Below are 17,857 nucleotides of genomic sequence, written 5' to 3' on the forward strand. Positions count from 1 at the left end.
CGATGACACCGGACGAGTACCTGGCACGGCTGCGGGAACTCACCGCCGGTTTCGCGGAGGTCGCGAGCACCGGTGACCACGCCGCGCCGGTGCCGTGCTGCGGCGACTGGAGCCTGCGTGACCTGGTCGTCCACCTCGGCAACGTCCATCGCTGGGCGACGGAGATCGCCCGGACCGGTGAGCCTGCCCCGCAGATCTTCGAAGTCGAACCGGATGCGGACCTCACCGCCTGGTACCGCGAATGCGCCGACGGCCTGATCGAGGCCCTGAGCGCGGCTTCCCCGGAAGACCGTGCCTGGAACTTCACCGCCGCCGCCAAGATCAAGGCCTTCTGGTTCCGCCGCCAGGTCCACGAGACCGCGGTGCACCTGCTCGACGCGCATCGCGCGGCCGGAACCCCGTACACCCTCGACCCGTCCGTCGCCGCCGACGGCGTGGACGAGGTCCTCGTCGGCATGCTGCCGAAGGTGAAGCGCTGGCACACCCCGCCGGTGGTCACCGTTCCGTTGCTGCTGAAGACGTCCGACACCGGACACGCCTGGTTGATCACACCGCCGGGTGAAGACGACGTTCCCGGCTCGCGACAGGCCGACCCCGCCGAAGCGGCGGGCGCTGTCGTCGAAGGTCCCGCGGAAGGACTCGATCTGCTGCTGTGGCAACGGGTCGGTCTCGCCGAGTCGGGCCTCGAGCTCGCCGGTGACGTCGCAGCCGCCGAGACCTTCCTCGCCGGGCCTTTCACTCCCTGAGCTTCGGCGCCCTACGCCGTTCGGTTCACGTTCACCTCGGGGTCTTCTCCTGGCGGCTCGCGTCCGCTGTGCTGGGCGGAGCCGCCTGTCACTCGATCGTGGGGTAATTCGTGAGAAAATCACGCCTGTTGCTGCTCGCTGCCCTGCTGCCGGTTTCGCTGATCGCCGCGCCGGTGCACGCCGATCCCCTGACCGCTCCGCTCGGTCCGGCGCCCGTCGAAGCCGCCCCCGCGGCCTCCTCGGCGAAAGAGGGCCCGTCCGCGTACGCCGTGGCCGCGCCCGACGACGGTCTCGTCACCACCAGCGCGACTTCGCGCGTGGCACCGGGCCTGAGCCTCACCGAGTTCGACCGGTACGACCCGGCGGGCTGGATCCGCGGCGACACCCTCGCCGTCGACCTCACCAGCAAGACCCTCAAACCGGCGTACCTCAGCCCTGGCACGGTTTCCGCGCGGACGCCGCTGTCGCAGCAGGTCGCCAGGTCCGGCGCGGTCGCCGGGGTCAACGGCGACTTCTTCGACATCAACGCCACCGGCGCGCCGATCGGCGTCGGCGTCGACGCCGGGAAACTCCAGACGGCGCCCGCGCGCGGCCACAACCTGACCGCGTCGATCACCGAGGAAGGCAAGGCACGCCTCGCGGAGGTGTTCCTCGACGCGTCGATCACCTTGCCCGACGGCAAGATCGTGCCCGCGTCGAACTTCAACAGCCCGGTGCTGGGCGGTGACGCGATCGGCGTCTACACGCCGCTGTGGGGCGCGTCGTCGCGGCGGACCTCGGTCGCGGGCGCCCGGCGCGTCGTCGAGATCGAGCTCCGGGACGGTGTCGTCACGCAGGTGCGGCCGCAGCCCGCGGACGGCCCGATCGCCGCGGGCGTGACGGTCCTGCTCGCCCGCGACGGCGGCGTGGACGCGTTGTCCGGCTTGAAGACCGGTGACCGGGTCGGTGTCGCCTACGCGCCGAAGAGCGACGCGGGCAAGCTGTCCGTCTCGATCGGCGGGAACGTCGTCCTGCTGCGCGACGGCGTGATCCAGCCGGTCGACAACGTCGCCATGCACCCGCGGACCGCGGTCGGGTTCTCCGCCGACGGCACCAAGATGTGGCTCGCCACGGTCGACGGACGGCAGGCCGACAGCCGCGGCATGACGGAACTGGAACTCGCCCGTCACCTGAAGTCGCTCGGCGCGGACGACGCCATCAACCTCGACGGCGGCGGCTCCTCGACCCTGCTCGCCCGCGAGGAAGGCGAGAAGGCGCCGCTCGTGCGTAACTCGCCGTCGGACGGTGGGGAACGCTTGGTGCCCAACGGGATCGGCGTCACCACCGTGCCCGGCAGCGGACGCCTGACCGGCTTCTCGCCCCGTCCCGCGCAGGACACCGCTGACGCCACTCGCGTGCTTTCCGGGCTGACGCGGAAACTCGCCGCCGGCGCGCATGACGAGACCGGGGCCGCCGTCACGGCTTCCGCCCAGTGGGTCAGCACGAATCCCTTCCGCGGCACCGTGACCAACGGTGTCTTCACCGGGCATGCCGACCGGTTCCGGCCCGACGCGCCCGCGGACGTCGAGGTCTACGCGAAGCGCGGCGGTGTCCTGGGCAAGACCACGCTGAACGTCCTCGGTTCACCCGTCCGGCTGGGCACCAGCACCGAGCAGGTCGCGTTGTCGGGCGAAGGCGCGAAGAGCACGTTCAAGGTCCTCGGCTATGACGCCGACGGCTACGGCACGTGGATCGAACCCGACGACGTCAAACTCGACTACGACCCCGCCGTGGTGCGGATCGAGCCGTCCGGCGACGGGTTCGCGGTGACCGCGTTGAAGGCCTCGGGCGCTTCGGCGATCACCGCCACCGCGGGCGGGAAGGTGACGCATCTGGCGGCGTCCGTCGGCACGGAATCCCGCGTGGTGGCTTCGCTGGACGGCCCGGCGGGCTGGTCCGCCAGTGTCTTCCCGGCTGTCGTCGGCGCCGCGCTTTCCGAGGCGGCTGGCCGTGACGGCGGACGCGGTCTCGCGCTGGGTTACCGGCTCAACGGCACCAACGCCACACGCGCGGCCTACGTCAACTCGGCGGCGCCGATCACGCTGCCGCCCGGCACCCAGCGCGTCGGCCTGTGGGTCAACGGGGACGCGAAGGGGGCCTGGCTGCGGGCCGAACTCCGCGACGCCGCCAACGTTCCGTCCATTGTGGACTTGACGCTGAGCGTCGACTGGACGGGCTGGCGCTACGTCCGCGCGGCGATCCCGGCCGGTCTCCCCGACGGGCAGCGGCTGACGAGGTTCTACGCCGTCGAGAACGTCCCGGATCAACAGTACGAGGGACGGCTGGTCTTCGACGACCTCACCTTCGAGGTCGCGCCCGCAGCCGCCGTCCCCGCCGACCCGGCGCCGCGTGACCCGGGGTTGATCACCGACGGCACCGCGACCGGCGGGCTGCGGATCGCCGTGGTCAGCGACGCGCAGTTCACCGCCGACGACCCGAACGGGCCGCTGGTCGCCCAGGCCCGGCGCGCGCTGCGCGAGGCGGTGGCGGCGAAACCGGATCTCGTGCTGATCAACGGCGACTTCGTCGACCGCGGCACGGCCGCCGACTTCGTGCTGGCCCGTTCGATCATCGATCAGGAACTCGTCGGCAAGGCACCCTGGTACTACGTGCCCGGCAACCACGAGGCCGACGGCGGGCACGGACTCGCCGAGTTCCAGGCGGCGTTCGGCGAGACCCACCGCGTCGTCGACGTCGCCGGGATCCGGCTGGTGCTGATGGACTCCTCGCGCGGTTCGCTGCGCGCGGGCGGGTTTGACCAGATCCGGATGCTGCGCGAGGCGCTCGACGGCGCGAAGGCCGACCGGCGGATCCGCGGCGTGGCCGTCGCGATGCACCATCCGGTCAAGGACCCGAGTCCCACCGGGAACTCGCAACTGGCCGACCGCAAGGAGGCCGCCATGCTGACCGGCTGGCTGACCGCCTTCGAACGCGAGTCGGGCAAGCAGGCGGCCGCGATCGCTTCGCACGCGGGCGTCTTCAACCTGTCGCGCGTGGACGGTGTGCCGTACCTGGTGAACGGCAACTCCGGGAAGTCGCCCGCGGCCGCGCCCGGTGACGGCGGTTTCGTCGGATGGACGATGGTCCGGTTCGAGCCGGGGGACAAGGCGCAGCCGGTGCGGTTCGAGACGCGGCCGAACGTCGACGCGCTGACGCTGTCCGGGCCGTCGTCGCTGGCGCGCGGGGAGAAGGCGGACATCCGGGCCGCGGTGACGCAGGGAGCGCGTCAGGTGCCGGTTTCGTACCCGGTCAGCGCGGACTGGAAGGGCGGCTGGGCCACGCACGTCGCCGACGGCTTCCTGCCCGCGATGCCGTGGGACGTCGCGTCCTTCGACCCGGCGACCGGGGTACTGACCGCGCTGCGGCCGGGAGTGGCGAACCTTTCGGTCACCGTCAACGGGGTGGCGAAGAGCCTCTCGATCACCGTCCGGTAGTGCTATGAAAGGCCCGTTACTTGCAAATTTTGCAAGTAACGGGCCTTTCATAGCGTCCCTCAAGCGGCTTCGTGCGCCTCTTCGACCGTGCCCGGCAGCGCCGGACCGCGCGGCGGGATCGCGTCGGCCTTCGCCGGGTCCACCTTCCGCACCGAACCGTCGGCCGCGGTCTTCGCGATCGCGAGCATCGACGCCAGCGCGTCCTGGATCTGCGCCTGCTCCCGCTCCGGGATGAGGCTCAGCTCGATCAGCACGCTGCCGTTGCCGAGCAGTCCGTACCCGTTGCGCGCGATGCCCTGGTAGTCACCGCCGGGATACTGCGAGACATAGCCGCCGTTGCCGTCGATCGACCGCTGCACCACGACCGCGATCTGCTTCGCGAAGTCCACATCGGACTGTTTCACGCCCGCATTCGTCGGCCACAGCGTCGACGCGGTGATCTCCCTGCCGTTGGCATCCTTGTACCGGCCCTGCATGTGGTAGTCGACCATGATGTCCGGCTTGAACGACGCGTTCCGCCGCTGGATCAGGCCCGCTTCGGTGGCCGGGTTGTCCTTGGGTGCGACAGCCGGGTCGTGGTACCGGTTGATGTCGTAGCCCTTGCCCTTCTCACCGTATTCGGGAGTGGCGTCCGGGTCGTAGTTGTAGCGCCAGTCGCGCTCGTTCCCGTCGGGGTTGGCGCGCACGACGATGTCGACGGTCACCTTCGAGAGCAGCTTCTGCGCCCACGGGCTGTGCCCGACGCCGACCTGGCGCAGGAACTCGAGCGCGGCGGGCGTGCCGAGCGGCTCGTCGCCGTGCTGCTGGGTGACGTACTGGATCCGGGTCTTGCCGTGGCCGACCCTGGCCGCCCACACCGGACGGCCCTCGTTGCTGCGGCCGATCTTGTCCACGCGGATCTTCCCGTGGCTGAGCAGGGCGAGTTTGTGCAGCTCGAAGGCGAGCTTGGCGGTGGAGGGACGCGGGTCGACGGTCCGACCGTCCACAGTGGTCCCGGCGGTCTCGGCTGCCTGCGCGGCGGGCGCCACCAGGAGCCCGGCGCTGACAAAAACGGACAACAGGGCGATTCTGGGCTTGAGACTCATGGTCGGTGAGTATCGACGAGCCGGGACCGTCCAACAAGGGCGCGGTTAAACCGGTCGAATTTTGTCGGTGGCAGGTCCTAGGGTGCCAACCGTGGGTGATGCAGAGCACGGACCGGCGATGGTGCAGGCGAAGGCGTTGGTCAAGCGGTTCGGCGATTTCGAGGCCGTACGCGGGATCGACGTCGAGGTCCGCCCGGGGGAGGCGTTCGGCTTCCTCGGGCCCAACGGCGCGGGCAAGTCCTCCACCATGCGGATGATCGCGAGCGTGTCCCCCCGCAGCGACGGCGACCTGCGGGTCCTCGGCATGGATCCGGACGTCGAGGGGCCGAAGATCCGCGCCCGGCTCGGGGTGGTGCCGCAGCAGGACAACCTGGACACCGAGCTCACCGTCCGGCAGAACCTGCAGATCTACGGCCGCTACTTCGGGCTCTCGCGCTCGCACGTGCGGAGCAAGGCCGAGGAGCTGATGGAGTTCGCCCAGCTCACCGACCGGGCGGACGCGGAGGTCGATTCGCTCTCCGGTGGGATGAAGCGGCGGCTGACCATCGCGCGCTCCCTGGTCAACGACCCGGAGCTGCTCCTGCTCGACGAGCCGACGACGGGGCTGGATCCGCAGGCCCGCCACCTGTTGTGGGACAGGCTGTTCCGGCTCAAGGCGGGCGGCACCACGCTGATCATCACCACGCACTACATGGACGAGGCCGAGCAGCTCTGCGACAGGCTGGTCGTGATGGACAACGGCCGCATCGCCGCCGAAGGCTCGCCCGCCGACCTGATCAGCCGGTACTCCACCCGCGAGGTCGTGGAACTGCGCTTCCCGAACGGCGAGCAGGAGTCGGCCGCGAAGCGGATCGAGGGCCTCGCCGAACGCGTCGAGGTGCTGCCGGACCGTGTCCTGCTCTACACGATGACCGGCGAGGCCACCCTCGAACAGGCGCACGCGCGCGGGCTGCGGCCGCTGTCGAGCCTGGTCCGCCGGAGTTCGCTGGAGGACGTCTTCCTCCGCCTCACCGGCCGGACGCTGGTGGACTGATGACCACAGCGGAGACGAAGGCCTCCACGGGCCGCGTGGTGTCGACCTGGCTCGGCGCCTGGCTGCGGGTCGAGGGGTACTGGATGTGGTACCGCCGGTACTGGCTGTCGACGTTGTACTCGACGGGCCTGCAACCGGTGCTGTTCCTGGCGGCGATGGGGCTCGGCTTCGGCTCGCAGGTGCAGGCGGGCGCCGCGACGGGCGGGTTCTCGTACCTCGAGTACGTCGCGCCCGCGCTGCTCGTCGCCGGCGGCGCGCAGCTGGCGGTGGGGGAGTCGAGTTACCCGGTGCTGTCCGGGTTCAAATGGCAGCAGAGCTACGTGGCCGTCACCGCGTCCCCGATCACCCCGGGACAGGTGCTCGGCAGCCAGATCATCTGGGTGGGGATCCGGCTCACCCTGGCGGGGGCGATCTACGCCGTGATCGCCGCCCTGTTCGGCTCGTGGACGAGTTTCGGCGTGCTCGCGGTCATCCTGATCGGGACGCTCACCGGCATCGCCTGCGGCACCCCGATGATGGCGCTGGCCGCGACCACGTACGACGAGGGAGCCCGGTTCGGCCTGGTGTTCAGGTTCATCCTGATCCCGATGACGTTGTTCTCCGGAACGTTCTTCCCGATCGCCGAACTGCCGGTGCCACTGCGGTGGATCGCCTGGATTTCCCCGCTGTGGCACGGAAACGAGGCAGCCAGGGCGGTCAGCCTCGGCACCGTCGGACCGCTCGCCACGCTGGGGCACCTCGCCTTCCTGATGGTGCTGGCCGGTGCGGGCTGGGCGCTGGCGCACAAGTACTTCTACCGACGGCTGGTGGTCTGAAATGGCTGTGATCACGGGGGATCCGCGGCGCGGGGTGCTGCTGCGCGTCCTGCCGCCGTCGATGTACAGCGGCCGTTCGAAGGCGGTGCTGGAACGCACGTTCCTGACGTACTCGCACGTCTGGATGCTGTTCGTGTCCGGCGCCTTCGAGCCGCTGTTCTACCTGATGGCCTTCCAGCTGGGCTTCGGCAAACTCGTCGGCGAGGTCGTCGGCCCCGGTGGCCAGACGATGACGTATGTCGCCTTCGTCGCGCCCGGTCTGCTGGCGGCGTCGGCGATGAACGGCGCGATCCTGGACTCGACGTACAACCTGTTCTTCAAGCTGAAGTACGCGAAGCTGTACGACGCCATGCTCGCCACCCCGATCGGGCCGCTGGACATCGCGCTCGGCGAGGTCGGCTGGTCGGTGCTGCGCGGCGGGATCTACTCGGTGACCTTCCTCGGCGTGATGACCGCGATGGGGCTCCCCGGGTCCTGGTGGGCCGTGCTGATGATCCCGGCGGCGCTGCTGATCGCGATGGCGTTCTCGGCCGTCGGCATCGTGCTGGTGACCTTCCTGCGGTCGGTGTCCCAGTTCGACTACATCAACCTCGTGCTGATGCCGCTGTTCCTGTTCTCCACGACCTTCTACCCGCTGTCGGTCTACCCCGAGGCGATCCAGTGGATCGTGCGGATCTTCCCGCTGTACCACGGCATCGAGCTGATGCGCGGCCTCTCGGTCGGCGTGCTGTCGTGGAGCATGGTCGGGAACGTGGCGTACCTGCTGGCGCTGGCGGCCATCGGCATCTACGGAGCGTCGCGGCGGTTCGGCAAGCTCCTGCTGCGCTGACCTCGTCCCGCATTCAGAGGACTGAACGCGGGACGCCGAACTCACCGGGCCGCGTTCGCGCCCGGCTGCCGGGGCGCCACGGCGGCCAGCGCGTCGACCATCCCGTGTCCGTAGAAGCCGTTGAAGCCCGCGTACCCGGTGCAGTACGCGTCCTGCGAGCCGTCGCCGGTCAGGTCGTAGTCGGCGGGGCACGCGATCGGAGCCGCCTGCGCGTCCAGCGTCCGTTTCAGCTGGCGGGCGCCGTAGCCGGGGTGTTCCGAAGCGAGCAGGGCCGCGACACCGGCGACGTGCGGCGCCGCCATCGACGTCCCGCACAGCGGCGCGTATCCGCCGGGAACGGTCGAGAGCACGCATCGCCCGGCCTCGCCGCCGGGCGCGGTCACGGCGATCACTCCGAGTCCGTACGAGCTGTAGCCGGCCTTGACCCGCTCCGCGCTCACGGACGACACCGCGACGACGTCCCGCAGGCCGGCGGGCAGCGCCTGGCAGCCTTCGGCCTGGGTCCGGGCACCCGAGCGCGCCGACGGCGCCAGCTCGACGGCCTCGTTGGTCGCCGCGGCGACGTTGAGCGTGCCCGCCGAGGTCGCGTACTCGACGGCGCGGGCCATGACCTCGTTCACCACGCCCCGCTTGTCGTCGTGGGCGCACGAGAGCGACCACGGATCGACGAAGTAGCTGCTGTTCGTCACGGCCATGCGCTGTGAAACGGCCCACATCAGCCCGCAGACGGCGGCCTCGGGGTCGGCGTACCCGCGGTCGTCGATCACCTTCACCGAGGCGATCCGCACCCCGGGCGCCACCCCGGTGACGCCCTTGCCGTCGTCGGCCGCGGCGATGATGCCGGCCACGTGGGTGCCGTGCACCGACGTCGTCGCGGTCCAGTTCCGGTCGGGCACGCCGGTCAGGCAGCCCGCCGACTTGCCGGGGTCGAGCGCGGTCGTCAGGTCGGGGTGGGCGGCGTCGACACCGGAGTCGAGGACGCCGACGACGACGTCGCTGCTGCCCCGTTCGATCACCCTGGCCTTGTCGGCCCCGATCTCGCGCATGTCCCACTGCTCGCCGGTGCGGTCGGCCGTGTCCACCTTCGCCGGATCCGTCGGTTCCAGTCCGGCGCGAGTGGGTGCGGCCTTGGCCGACGGGGTGCCGTTGGCCCGCTGCACCGCCAGCCGTTCCGCCTGCGCGCTGAACGCGGCGGCGGGCCGGACCAGTTCGGCGAAGTCCCGGTCGGCCGAGGTCGCGACGGCCACCGCGATCTGCGGGTAGTAGATCGTCGTGCTGCCGCAGCCGCCGGTGATCGCGGTCCTGGCCTCGGCTTCGGTGGTACCCCTGTCGAAGGCGACGACGTAGCGCAGCGCCCGTCCTTGGGGATGGCACGATGGCTCCGCGTCCGCCGTCGAGACAGCGGCGACCGAGCCGCAGAGCACCACGAAGGCGCACACGGCTGCTCGCAGGGACCGTCCCAGCAGGGACACCGGACCTCCCACCGGAGAAACAGGGGACAACGAGGGTGCCGCGGCCTGGGCCGGGCTGGATTCCGGCACCCCCGAGCGGCACGCTAGCCACCCTCGGCCGGGTCGACAAGCTCTCCCGCGAAGTTCGCTCGGCCGGTGGTCGCGGCGCGCCCGGGAGTCAGGTCTGTGGCACCGAGTACACCGGAGTGGGGCCGGGGTGTGGGATACTCGCGTTGGCCGCTGGCCGACGGGCACACGTGAGAGGTGGTGCTCGCGGTCTCGTGGCCCGGTGGTGTGCTGCACATCCTCCACACGCGTCGCCGCTGCATGCGGCTCGACGACGTGGCGGGCGGCCCGATGTCGCGAACGTGGCCAGCGCTCCGCCGAGCAGACCTTCAGCCGTACGCGGCGCCCGGACAATCCCGGCGCCGTCGCGGTGCCGGGCAAGGATTCCCGCTGCTGGTGACCACCACGGCGGAACGAACAGAAAGGGGCCCCTGCGCGGCCGCGTCGAGCCGGTGTGAGCCAGCCGACGCGCCCGGGGGCGGAGGAGATATATGTCGAACGCGGACACACCCGCCGTCACCGGCGGGAATACCGCCACACCCATCGCAGGCCAGCTGGCCGAACTGCCTCCCCGGATCCGGGTGCACGCCCTGGCGAAGCTCTTGGGATCCAACAGCCGTGAACTGATGGCCAAGCTCGGTGAGCTCGGCGAGACCGTCCGCAGCGCGCAGTCCAGCGTCACCCGCGATGTGGCCATCAAGCTCGCCGAGGCCCTCACCGGCGGAGACGAGCCCGAGACCACCGAAGCGGCCCCGGTCGCCGAGGTTCCCGCGGAAGCTCCTGTCGAGAAGCCGAAGGCTGCCGAGCCCGAGGTCAAGGCCGAAGCGAAGCCCGAGGTCAAGCCGGAGCCCGCCCCGCAGGAGGAGGCGCCCGCGAAGCGTGTCCCGCCCGCGCTGGCCGCCCCGGTGACCCCGGAGCAGCCGCAGCGGTCGACCAGGCCGTCGAAGGCCGCCGTGCACGTTCCGGTGTTCGCGGCACCGTCGCCGGTGTTCCTGCCGCCGGAGCCGGTCGCGGCGAAGCCCGTCCGCAAGCCGGAGCCTGCCTTCACCCCGACCGAAGAGCCCGTCACCGACGAGGACGAGACTCCCGCCGAGCAAGCCGATCACCAGGACGGTGACGACGACGGTGACGACGCCAACGGCCGTCGCCGCCGCCGTCGCGGACGTCGTGGCCGTGGCCGCGGCAAGGGCGGCGACGAGAACTCGGCCGAGTCCGAGAACGAAGACGAGCAGTCCGAGCCTCCTCGCGGCCGTCAGCCGCGGGGGAAGGACCGGAGCGACAAGAACGAAAAGGACGCAGACGAGGCCGAGTCCGAGACCGCCGAAGAGACGTCGCCCGCGTCTGATTCTGCGGAGTCCGATTCGGACAACGACGGCGATTCCGACAACGGCAGCAAGCGCCGCCGTCGCCGCCGCCGTCGCAAGGGCGGGGACGACGACAACGCCGAGTCCACCAGCGACGACCCGCCCAACACGGTCGTCCACGTGCGCCAGGCCAAGGCCGCCGAGACCGAGCGTCCCGCGCGGGACGAGGTCCGCAGCGTGCGCGGCTCGACCCGGCTGGAGGCCAAGCGTCAGCGCCGCCGGGACGGCCGCGAGGCCGGCCGCCGCCGCGCGCCGATCCTGTCCGAGGCCGAGTTCCTCGCCCGCCGCGAGTCGGTCGAGCGCACCATGGTCGTCGCCGAGAAGGGCGAGTCCACGCAGATCGGCGTGCTCGAGGACGGCGTCCTGTGCGAGCACTTCGTGACGTCGTCGGGCACCGGCTCGATCGTCGGCAACGTCTACCTGGGCCGCGTGCAGAACGTGCTGCCGTCGATGGAGGCCGCCTTCATCGACATCGGCCGCGGCCGCAACGCCGTGCTCTACGCCGGTGAGGTCGACTGGGACGCCGCCGGTCTCGAGGGCAAGGCCCGCAAGATCGAGCAGGCGCTCTCCACCGGTGACTCCGTGCTGGTCCAGGTCACCAAGGACCCGGTCGGGCACAAGGGTGCCCGGCTGACCACGCAGATCTCGCTGCCCGGCCGCTTCCTGGTCTACGTGCCCGCGGGCGGTGCCACCGGCATCTCGCGGAAGCTCCCGGAGAACGAGCGCCGCCGCCTGAAGGACATCCTCAAGCGCATCGTCCCCGAGGACGCCGGTGTGATCATCCGCACCGCGTCCGAGGGCATCGTCGAGGAGGAGCTGGACCGTGACGTCCGCCGCCTCAAGGCGCAGTGGGACGTCATCAAGGAGAAGGCCGAAGCCGGCAACGGCGGCAAGAAGAACAGCGCCCCGGTCATGCTCTACGAAGAGCCGGACCTGCTGGTCAAGGTCGTGCGCGACCTGTTCACCGAGGACTTCGCGAAGCTGGAGATCCAGGGCGACAAGGCCTGGGACACCATCTACAACTACGTGCAGCACGTGGCGCCGGACCTGGCCGACCGCGTCAAGCGGTACACGGGCACCGGTTCGGCCTTCGCCGACCACCGGATCGACGAGCAGATCACCAAGGCGCTGGACCGCAAGGTCTGGCTGCCCTCGGGTGGCTACCTGGTCATCGACCGCACCGAAGCGATGACGGTCATCGACGTCAACACCGGCAAGTTCACCGGATCGGGTGGAAACCTCGAGGAGACGGTGACCAGGAACAACCTGGAGTCGGCGGAGGAGATCGTCCGCCAGCTCCGGCTCCGGGACATCGGCGGCATCATCGTCATCGACTTCATCGACATGGTGCTCGAATCCAACCGTGAACTGGTGCTGCGCCGCCTGACCGAATGCCTCGGGCGCGACCGCACCCGGCACCAGGTCGCCGAGGTCACCTCCCTCGGCCTGGTGCAGATGACCCGCAAGAAGATCGGCACCGGGCTGCTTGAGGCGTTCTCGACGCCGTGTGAGCACTGCAAGGGCCGCGGCGTGGTCGTCTCGACCGAACCGCAGCGCACCGGTGGCGGTGGCAACGGTCACAGCCACGGTGGTGGCAGCGGCAGTGGCGGCAGTGGTGGGGGCGGCAAGGAGCAGGGCTCCCGCCGGTCCCGCGGCCGTGGCAAGGGCGAGGACCAGGCCCAGAACGAGCCCGTGGCGGCCAAGACCGAGGCTCCGCCGGCTTCCGGCCAGCGTGAGTCGGTGGTTTCGGCGGTCCACGCCGTCGCCAACGCCGCCAAGGCGGCCAAGGGCGAGCACCCGCACGAGATCACCGAGAACGTCGAAGGCGCCGCGCTCAACGGCCACGCCCCGCAGGCGGCTGAGCCGTCGAAGGAAGCTTCGGAGCCCATCACCGAGGCGACCGTCGAGCAAGCGGCCGAGGCGGCCGCTGAGCCGGTTTCCGAGCCCGTCGCCGAGGCACCCGCGACCGAGGTCGCGGGTGAACCGGTGACGACTCCGGACGACGAGGCTCCGGCCGCGCGCGAAGAAGAGGTCGCCGCCGTCCGGGAATCGAGCCCGGAGCCCGAAGCCCCCGAGGTTCCGGTGACTCCTGAGACCGTTGTGACGGAAGAGGTTTCCGAGCCCGAGGTTCCGGCGGCTCAGGAGGAGACCGAACCCGAGGTGGACGTCCCGGCCCCGGCCGGTCGCTCCACCACCCGCCGTCGTCCGCGACGGACGGCCTCACGGCCGGCCGGTCCCCCGGTCAAGGCGTCGGAAAAGAGCTAGTGAACACCGAGGGGCACCCCGGTGTGATCGCACCGGGGAGCCCCCCGTAACCTGTAGAGCGGCCCGCCACTTAGCGGCGGGCACCTTGCGCAGAACCTGGACCACCGAGAGAGATCCGATGGGCCGGTCACGCAAGCCCCCACCCGTTGTCGAGTAAGCAGGAGACTTCCGTGTCGGCGTACGCGATCGTCAAGACTGGCGGCAAGCAGTACAAGGTGGCCGTCGGCGACGTCGTCGAGGTCGAGAAGCTCGAAGGCGAGCCCGGTACCGAGCACACCTTCCCCGCAGTCCTTTTTGTGGACGGTGGCGACGTCACCACGGACGCCGACGCGCTGGCGAAGGTCTCGGTCACCGGCAAGGTCGTCGAGCAGACCAAGGGTCCGAAGATCCGGATCCACAAGTTCAAGAACAAGACCGGCTACCACAAGCGCCAGGGTCACCGGCAGAAGCTGACCCGCGTCGAGGTCACCGGCATCTCCAAGTAGGACTTTCTCCGGATCTTCGTCAGAAAGAGGATTGAGCCATGGCTCACAAGAAGGGTGCGTCCAGCTCCCGCAACGGTCGCGATTCGAACGCGCAGCGACTGGGCGTCAAGCGCTACGGCGGCCAGGAAGTCAACGCGGGCGAGATCTTGATCCGCCAGCGTGGCACCAAGTTCCACCCCGGCGTCAACGTCGGCCGCGGCGGCGACGACACGCTGTTCGCGCTGGCCGCCGGTGCGGTCCAGTTCGGCGAGAAGCGTGGCCGCAAGACGGTCAACATCGTGCCGTCCGAAGCCTGAACTTCGGCTTCTAGTTAGACCTCTGACGAGGGGTGGGCCGGAATATCCGGGCCCACCCCTCGTTTGTTTTGTGTATCCCTTCTCTCGCGAGTGAATAGAGGCAAGTCATGGCGTCCCGTTTCGTGGACCGCGCGGTGATCCACCTGACCGCCGGTGACGGTGGGAACGGCTGCGCCTCGGTGCACCGCGAGAAGTTCAAGCCCCTCGGCGGCCCGGACGGCGGCAACGGCGGCAACGGCGGCGACGTCCTGCTGATCGTCGACGGAGGCGTGCACACCCTGCTGGACTTCCACTTCCGCCCGCACGCCCGTGCCGGCAGCGGCAAGATGGGCCAGGGCGGCAACCGCTCCGGAGCGGCGGGCGACACGCTGGAGATGCGGGTCCCCTCCGGCACCGTCGTGATGACCGAGGACGGCGAGATCCTGGCCGACCTGGTCGGCTCCGGAGCCACCTTCGTCGCCGCCCAGGGCGGCCGTGGCGGCCTCGGCAACGCGTCGCTGGCCTCCAGCACGCGCAAGGCGCCCGGGTTCGCGCTGCTGGGCGAGCCGGGGGAGAGCCGGAACCTCGTCCTGGAGCTGCGTTCGGTCGCCGACGTCGGCCTGCTCGGCTTCCCGTCCGCGGGCAAGTCTTCGCTGATCTCGGTGCTGTCCGCGGCCAAGCCGAAGATCGCCGACTACCCCTTCACCACCCTGGTGCCGAACCTGGGCGTGATCACCGCCGGATCGACCGTGTTCACCATGGCCGACGTGCCGGGCCTGATCCCCGGCGCGAGCGAGGGCAAGGGCCTCGGCCTGGACTTCCTGCGCCACATCGAGCGGTGCGCGGTGCTGGTGCACGTCATCGACTGCGCCACCTTCGAGCCCGGGCGCGACCCGCTGTCCGATATGGACGCCCTCGAAGAGGAACTGGCCCGCTACACCCCGAGCCTCGGCGGCGACCTCGCCGATCGGCCGCGGGTGGTGGTGCTCAACAAGATCGACGTCCCGGACGCCGCCGAACTCGCCGAGTTCGTCCGCCCGGAGCTGGAAGCCCGCGGGCTCAGTGTGTTCGAGATCTCCACGGCGTCCCGCCAGGGGCTGAAGGAACTGACCTACGCGCTCGCCGCCGTGGTCGAGAAGTACCGTGCCGACCAGCCGGAACCGGAGCCGGAGAAGGTCGTGCTGCGGCCGATGGCCGTCAACGACGCGGGCTTCACCGTCGAGCTCGACCCGGAGGAGGAAGGCGCCTTCATCGTGCGCGGCGTCCGTCCGGAGCGGTGGATCCGCCAGACGACCTTCTCCAACGACGAGGCCGTCGGCTATCTCGCGGACCGGTTGCAGCGCCTCGGCGTCGAGGAAGCGCTGGCCCGCAAGGGAGCCGTGCCGGGCAGCCCGGTCACCATCGGCGACGTCCAGTTCGAATGGGAGCCGTCGACCCCGGCCGGGGTCGCGGTGCACATGTCGGGCCGTGGCACGGATGTGCGGCTGGAGAACAACAGCCGGATCGGTGCCTCCGATCGCAAGGAAGCCCGCCGGATCCGGCGTGACGGTCCGGACGGTGTCGAAGACGAGACGGACGACGAGTGAGCTCTGCCCGTGGTGCGATCGCCGGCGCGAAGCGCGTGGTCGTCAAGGTCGGTTCCTCCGCGCTGACCACCGCCGGTGACGGTCTCGACGTGGCCAGGCTGGACGCGCTGGTGGACGCGATCGCCGAGAGGGTCTCTCGCGGCACGCAGATCGTTTTGGTGTCCTCGGGGGCGATCGGCGCGGGACTCGCGCCGCTCGCGCTCGGCAAGCGACCGCGTGACCTGGCCACCCAGCAGGCCGCGGCCAGCGTCGGGCAGCTCGCGCTTGCCCACGCCTACGCCGAGTCGTTCGGCCGGTTTTCCCTGACGGTGGGCCAGGTTCTGCTGACGTCGGACGACGTCGTGCGCCGTGCCCACTATCGCAACGCGCAGAACACGTTCACCCGCTTGCTGGCCCTCGGCGCGGTTCCGGTGGTCAACGAGAACGACACCGTGGCCACCGAAGAGATCCGCTTCGGCGACAACGACCGGCTGGCCGCTTTGGTGGCCCACCTGATCGGCGCCGACGCGCTCGTCCTGCTGTCCGATGTGGACGGTCTGTACGACGGAGACCCCCGTGACGGCGCGACCCGCAAGATCGCCGAGGTCGCCGGGGAGTCCGATGTGGACGGAATCACCGTCGGCATGTCGAGCTCCGGGCTCGGCACCGGCGGCATGGTCTCGAAGCTCGCCGCGGCCCGCACCGCCGCCGGCGCCGGGATCCCGGTCCTGCTCGCCGCCGCTTCCGAAGCCGCACGCGCCCTCACCACCGCCGAGGTCGGCACGGCGTTCGCCGCCGCGGATTCCCGTCTGTCGGCCCGCCGGTTCTGGCTGGGCTACGCCGCGGGCGCGTCCGGGAAACTGCACCTCGACGACGGCGCGGTCTCGGCCGTCGTCCGTCGCCGCCGTTCCCTGCTCGCCGCCGGGATCACCGGCGTCGAAGGGGACTTCCAGGCGGGCGACGTCGTCGACCTGGTCGACCTCCGGCAGCGGACCGTGGCGAGAGGGGTCGTGGCCTTCGACGCGGGCGAACTGCCCGATCTCATCGGCCGCTCCAGCCATGACCTCCCCGCCGAGCAGCGGCGAGAGGTCGTCCACGCGGACGACCTCGTCCCTCTGCGTCGTTAGGGCACCAGGCCCGGGGTCAGGGCGATCTCGCGGAGCTGGGCTTGGGTCAGGGGAGGCAGTTCGCGCTGCCCCGGCGGATACGGCTGTTCGTCTGTTCCCACTTCGGTGGAGTTGCTGGAACTGACGACGATGAGAGCCTGCGCTGTCCGATAGGCGGCCTGGTAGATGACGAAGTCAGGGTTGCGGGGCTTCCTGATCGTCGTCTCCACGAGGGTTCCGCCGCGGATCAGGCTCGCCGAGCACGTGGTCGGAGTCGGCTCCTGGACCTCGCAAGCGGTTCCCGCCGAAAGCAGTGTGCCGTCGTTGGTCGCCAGGTCCACGAAGAGCGAACCCGTCCGGTCGCTCACCTCGGTCGACATGACGTAGAGCGTCTTGCCCGTCGAGGGATAGGCGTCCAGCTTGAGCGGGTCCGCCGGGGTGATATACGTGCGGATCGCCTGGTCGAGCAAGCACTCCAAGCGAGTGGTCACCGCCTTCGGGGTCTCCTCGGGTGACTTTTCACCGCAGGGTGAGATCGAGGCCGGTTCGGCCCGGTCCGGAAGGGTGATGAGCGCGGTTCCCACCGGGAATCCCGCCACGGCCAGCGCGACCACCGCGACGATGGTCGTCAGACGGCGTCGCCGGGACCGCCTGCCCGCGGTGAGCACGCCCTCGCCGGTGAGCCCGATCGGCGGCTCCGTCTCGGTCACGTACTCCTTCAGCGCGGAGCGGACATCGTGGTCTTCCATGACTACTCCTTGCTCGTCGGGGAGGGGAGGACCGCGCGCAGTGCCTCGACCCCGCGGGCGGTCTGGCTTTTGACAGTGCCTTCGGCGATGCCGAGCAACGAGGCGACTTCGGCGATCGAAAGGTCTTCGAGGAAGCGAAGGACGACCATCGCGCGCTGGCGCGGTGTCAGGCCGCTGAGCACCCGTTCGAGGTCGATCCGGTCGTGGCTGTCGTAGCCCGGTGGCGCGGCCTGGTCGGGCGGCGCCGAGGTCACCAGCTCCCGGCCGTGTTTCCGCCTTCGGGAAAGGAAGAGGTTGAGCAGGATCCGGCGGGCGTAGGCGTCGACCGTGTCCGGCCTGATCCGCCGCCAACGCCGGTACAGCTGGATGAACGTGGCCTGCACCAGGTCCTCGGCGCCGTGCCAGTCGCCGCACATGCCGAACGCCAGTCGCCGGAACCGCTGCACGCGGGCCGCGAAGTACTCACTGAAGTCGGCGTCTCTGGTTTGTCCCACACCGGCCACCTCCCCCTCGTCTCACTCTCTCTAGTCCGGAAGGCGTCCGAAAGGTT

The 17,857-nt window shown here is 70.3% G+C and carries 14 protein-coding genes; 10 read left to right on the forward strand and 4 right to left on the reverse strand.

From position 1 onward, the window contains the following. Positions 1-2 precede the first annotated feature (2 nt). On the forward strand, positions 3-746 hold the full coding sequence (locus ACLJPX_RS31970) for a maleylpyruvate isomerase family mycothiol-dependent enzyme (RefSeq protein ID WP_410604185.1): 744 nt from the start codon (positions 3-5) through the stop codon (positions 744-746). A gap of 128 nt (positions 747-874) precedes the next feature. Beyond that, entirely contained in the window at positions 875-4,219 is a 3,345-nt protein-coding gene (locus ACLJPX_RS31975) for a phosphodiester glycosidase family protein (RefSeq protein WP_410604351.1), read from the forward strand. Between the two features lie 59 nt (positions 4,220-4,278). On the opposite strand, the gene ACLJPX_RS31980 is transcribed toward ACLJPX_RS31975, so the two are convergent. Next, positions 4,279-5,304 carry a M14 family zinc carboxypeptidase gene (locus tag ACLJPX_RS31980; protein ID WP_410604186.1) on the reverse strand — a complete coding sequence of 342 codons (1,026 nt, stop codon included), beginning with the start codon at positions 5,302-5,304 and terminating at the stop codon, positions 4,279-4,281. Positions 5,305-5,422: 118 nt separating this feature from the next. Here ACLJPX_RS31980 and ACLJPX_RS31985 point away from each other — a divergent pair, with 118 nt between their 5' ends. Genes ACLJPX_RS31985 through ACLJPX_RS31995 form a run of 3 tightly spaced genes read left to right on the forward strand, consistent with a single transcriptional unit; the run spans position 5,423 to position 7,981 of the window. Beyond that, positions 5,423-6,337: an ABC transporter ATP-binding protein gene (locus tag ACLJPX_RS31985; protein WP_410604352.1), complete on the forward strand. Its 915-nt coding sequence runs from the start codon at positions 5,423-5,425 to the stop codon at positions 6,335-6,337. Then, positions 6,337-7,152, forward strand: a complete 816-nt coding sequence (locus tag ACLJPX_RS31990) for an ABC transporter permease (RefSeq protein ID WP_410604187.1) — start codon at positions 6,337-6,339, stop codon at positions 7,150-7,152. The genes ACLJPX_RS31985 and ACLJPX_RS31990 overlap by 1 nt, the downstream gene beginning before the upstream one ends. Before the next feature lies 1 nt (position 7,153). Continuing rightward, positions 7,154-7,981: an ABC transporter permease gene (locus ACLJPX_RS31995; protein ID WP_101606003.1), complete on the forward strand. Its 828-nt coding sequence runs from the start codon at positions 7,154-7,156 to the stop codon at positions 7,979-7,981. A 41-nt stretch (positions 7,982-8,022) separates the two neighbouring features. Here the strand turns inward: ACLJPX_RS31995 and ACLJPX_RS32000 are convergent, their stop codons facing one another. Beyond that, on the reverse strand, positions 8,023-9,453 hold the full coding sequence (locus tag ACLJPX_RS32000) for a S8 family peptidase (protein ID WP_410604188.1): 1,431 nt from the start codon (positions 9,451-9,453) through the stop codon (positions 8,023-8,025). 536 nt (positions 9,454-9,989) lie between these two features. On the opposite strand from ACLJPX_RS32000, the gene ACLJPX_RS32005 reads away from it, so the two are divergent. From ACLJPX_RS32005 to proB, 5 genes are all read left to right on the forward strand, one after another. Beyond that, on the forward strand, positions 9,990-13,127 hold the full coding sequence (locus ACLJPX_RS32005; RefSeq protein ID WP_410604189.1) for a translation initiation factor IF-2 N-terminal domain-containing protein: 3,138 nt from the start codon (positions 9,990-9,992) through the stop codon (positions 13,125-13,127). 170 nt (positions 13,128-13,297) lie between these two features. Next, entirely contained in the window at positions 13,298-13,612 is a 315-nt protein-coding gene (gene rplU, locus ACLJPX_RS32010; protein WP_005158538.1) for a 50S ribosomal protein L21, read from the forward strand. A 38-nt stretch (positions 13,613-13,650) separates the two neighbouring features. Further along, positions 13,651-13,908 (forward strand): 50S ribosomal protein L27, encoded by a 258-nt coding sequence (gene rpmA, locus ACLJPX_RS32015; RefSeq protein ID WP_003067129.1) that lies wholly within the window; start codon positions 13,651-13,653, stop codon positions 13,906-13,908. 107 nt (positions 13,909-14,015) lie between these two features. Further along, positions 14,016-15,473, forward strand: a complete 1,458-nt coding sequence (gene obgE / locus ACLJPX_RS32020; protein ID WP_410604190.1) for a GTPase ObgE — start codon at positions 14,016-14,018, stop codon at positions 15,471-15,473. Then, positions 15,470-16,579 carry a glutamate 5-kinase gene (gene proB / locus ACLJPX_RS32025; protein WP_410604191.1) on the forward strand — a complete coding sequence of 370 codons (1,110 nt, stop codon included), beginning with the start codon at positions 15,470-15,472 and terminating at the stop codon, positions 16,577-16,579. Before obgE ends, proB begins: the two co-directional genes overlap by 4 nt. On the opposite strand, the gene ACLJPX_RS32030 is transcribed toward proB, so the two are convergent. Further along, positions 16,576-17,307: a hypothetical protein gene (locus ACLJPX_RS32030; RefSeq protein WP_410604192.1), complete on the reverse strand. Its 732-nt coding sequence runs from the start codon at positions 17,305-17,307 to the stop codon at positions 16,576-16,578. The two genes, proB and ACLJPX_RS32030, sit on opposite strands and share 4 nt — an antisense overlap. 2 nt (positions 17,308-17,309) lie before the next feature. Next, complete coding sequence (locus tag ACLJPX_RS32035; protein WP_410604193.1) at positions 17,310-17,801, reverse strand: SigE family RNA polymerase sigma factor; 492 nt, start codon at positions 17,799-17,801, stop codon at positions 17,310-17,312. Positions 17,802-17,857: the final 56 nt, after the last annotated feature.

Origin of the sequence: Amycolatopsis sp. lyj-90, assembly GCF_046549035.1 — a bacterium.
Classification (GTDB): domain Bacteria; phylum Actinomycetota; class Actinomycetes; order Mycobacteriales; family Pseudonocardiaceae; genus Amycolatopsis.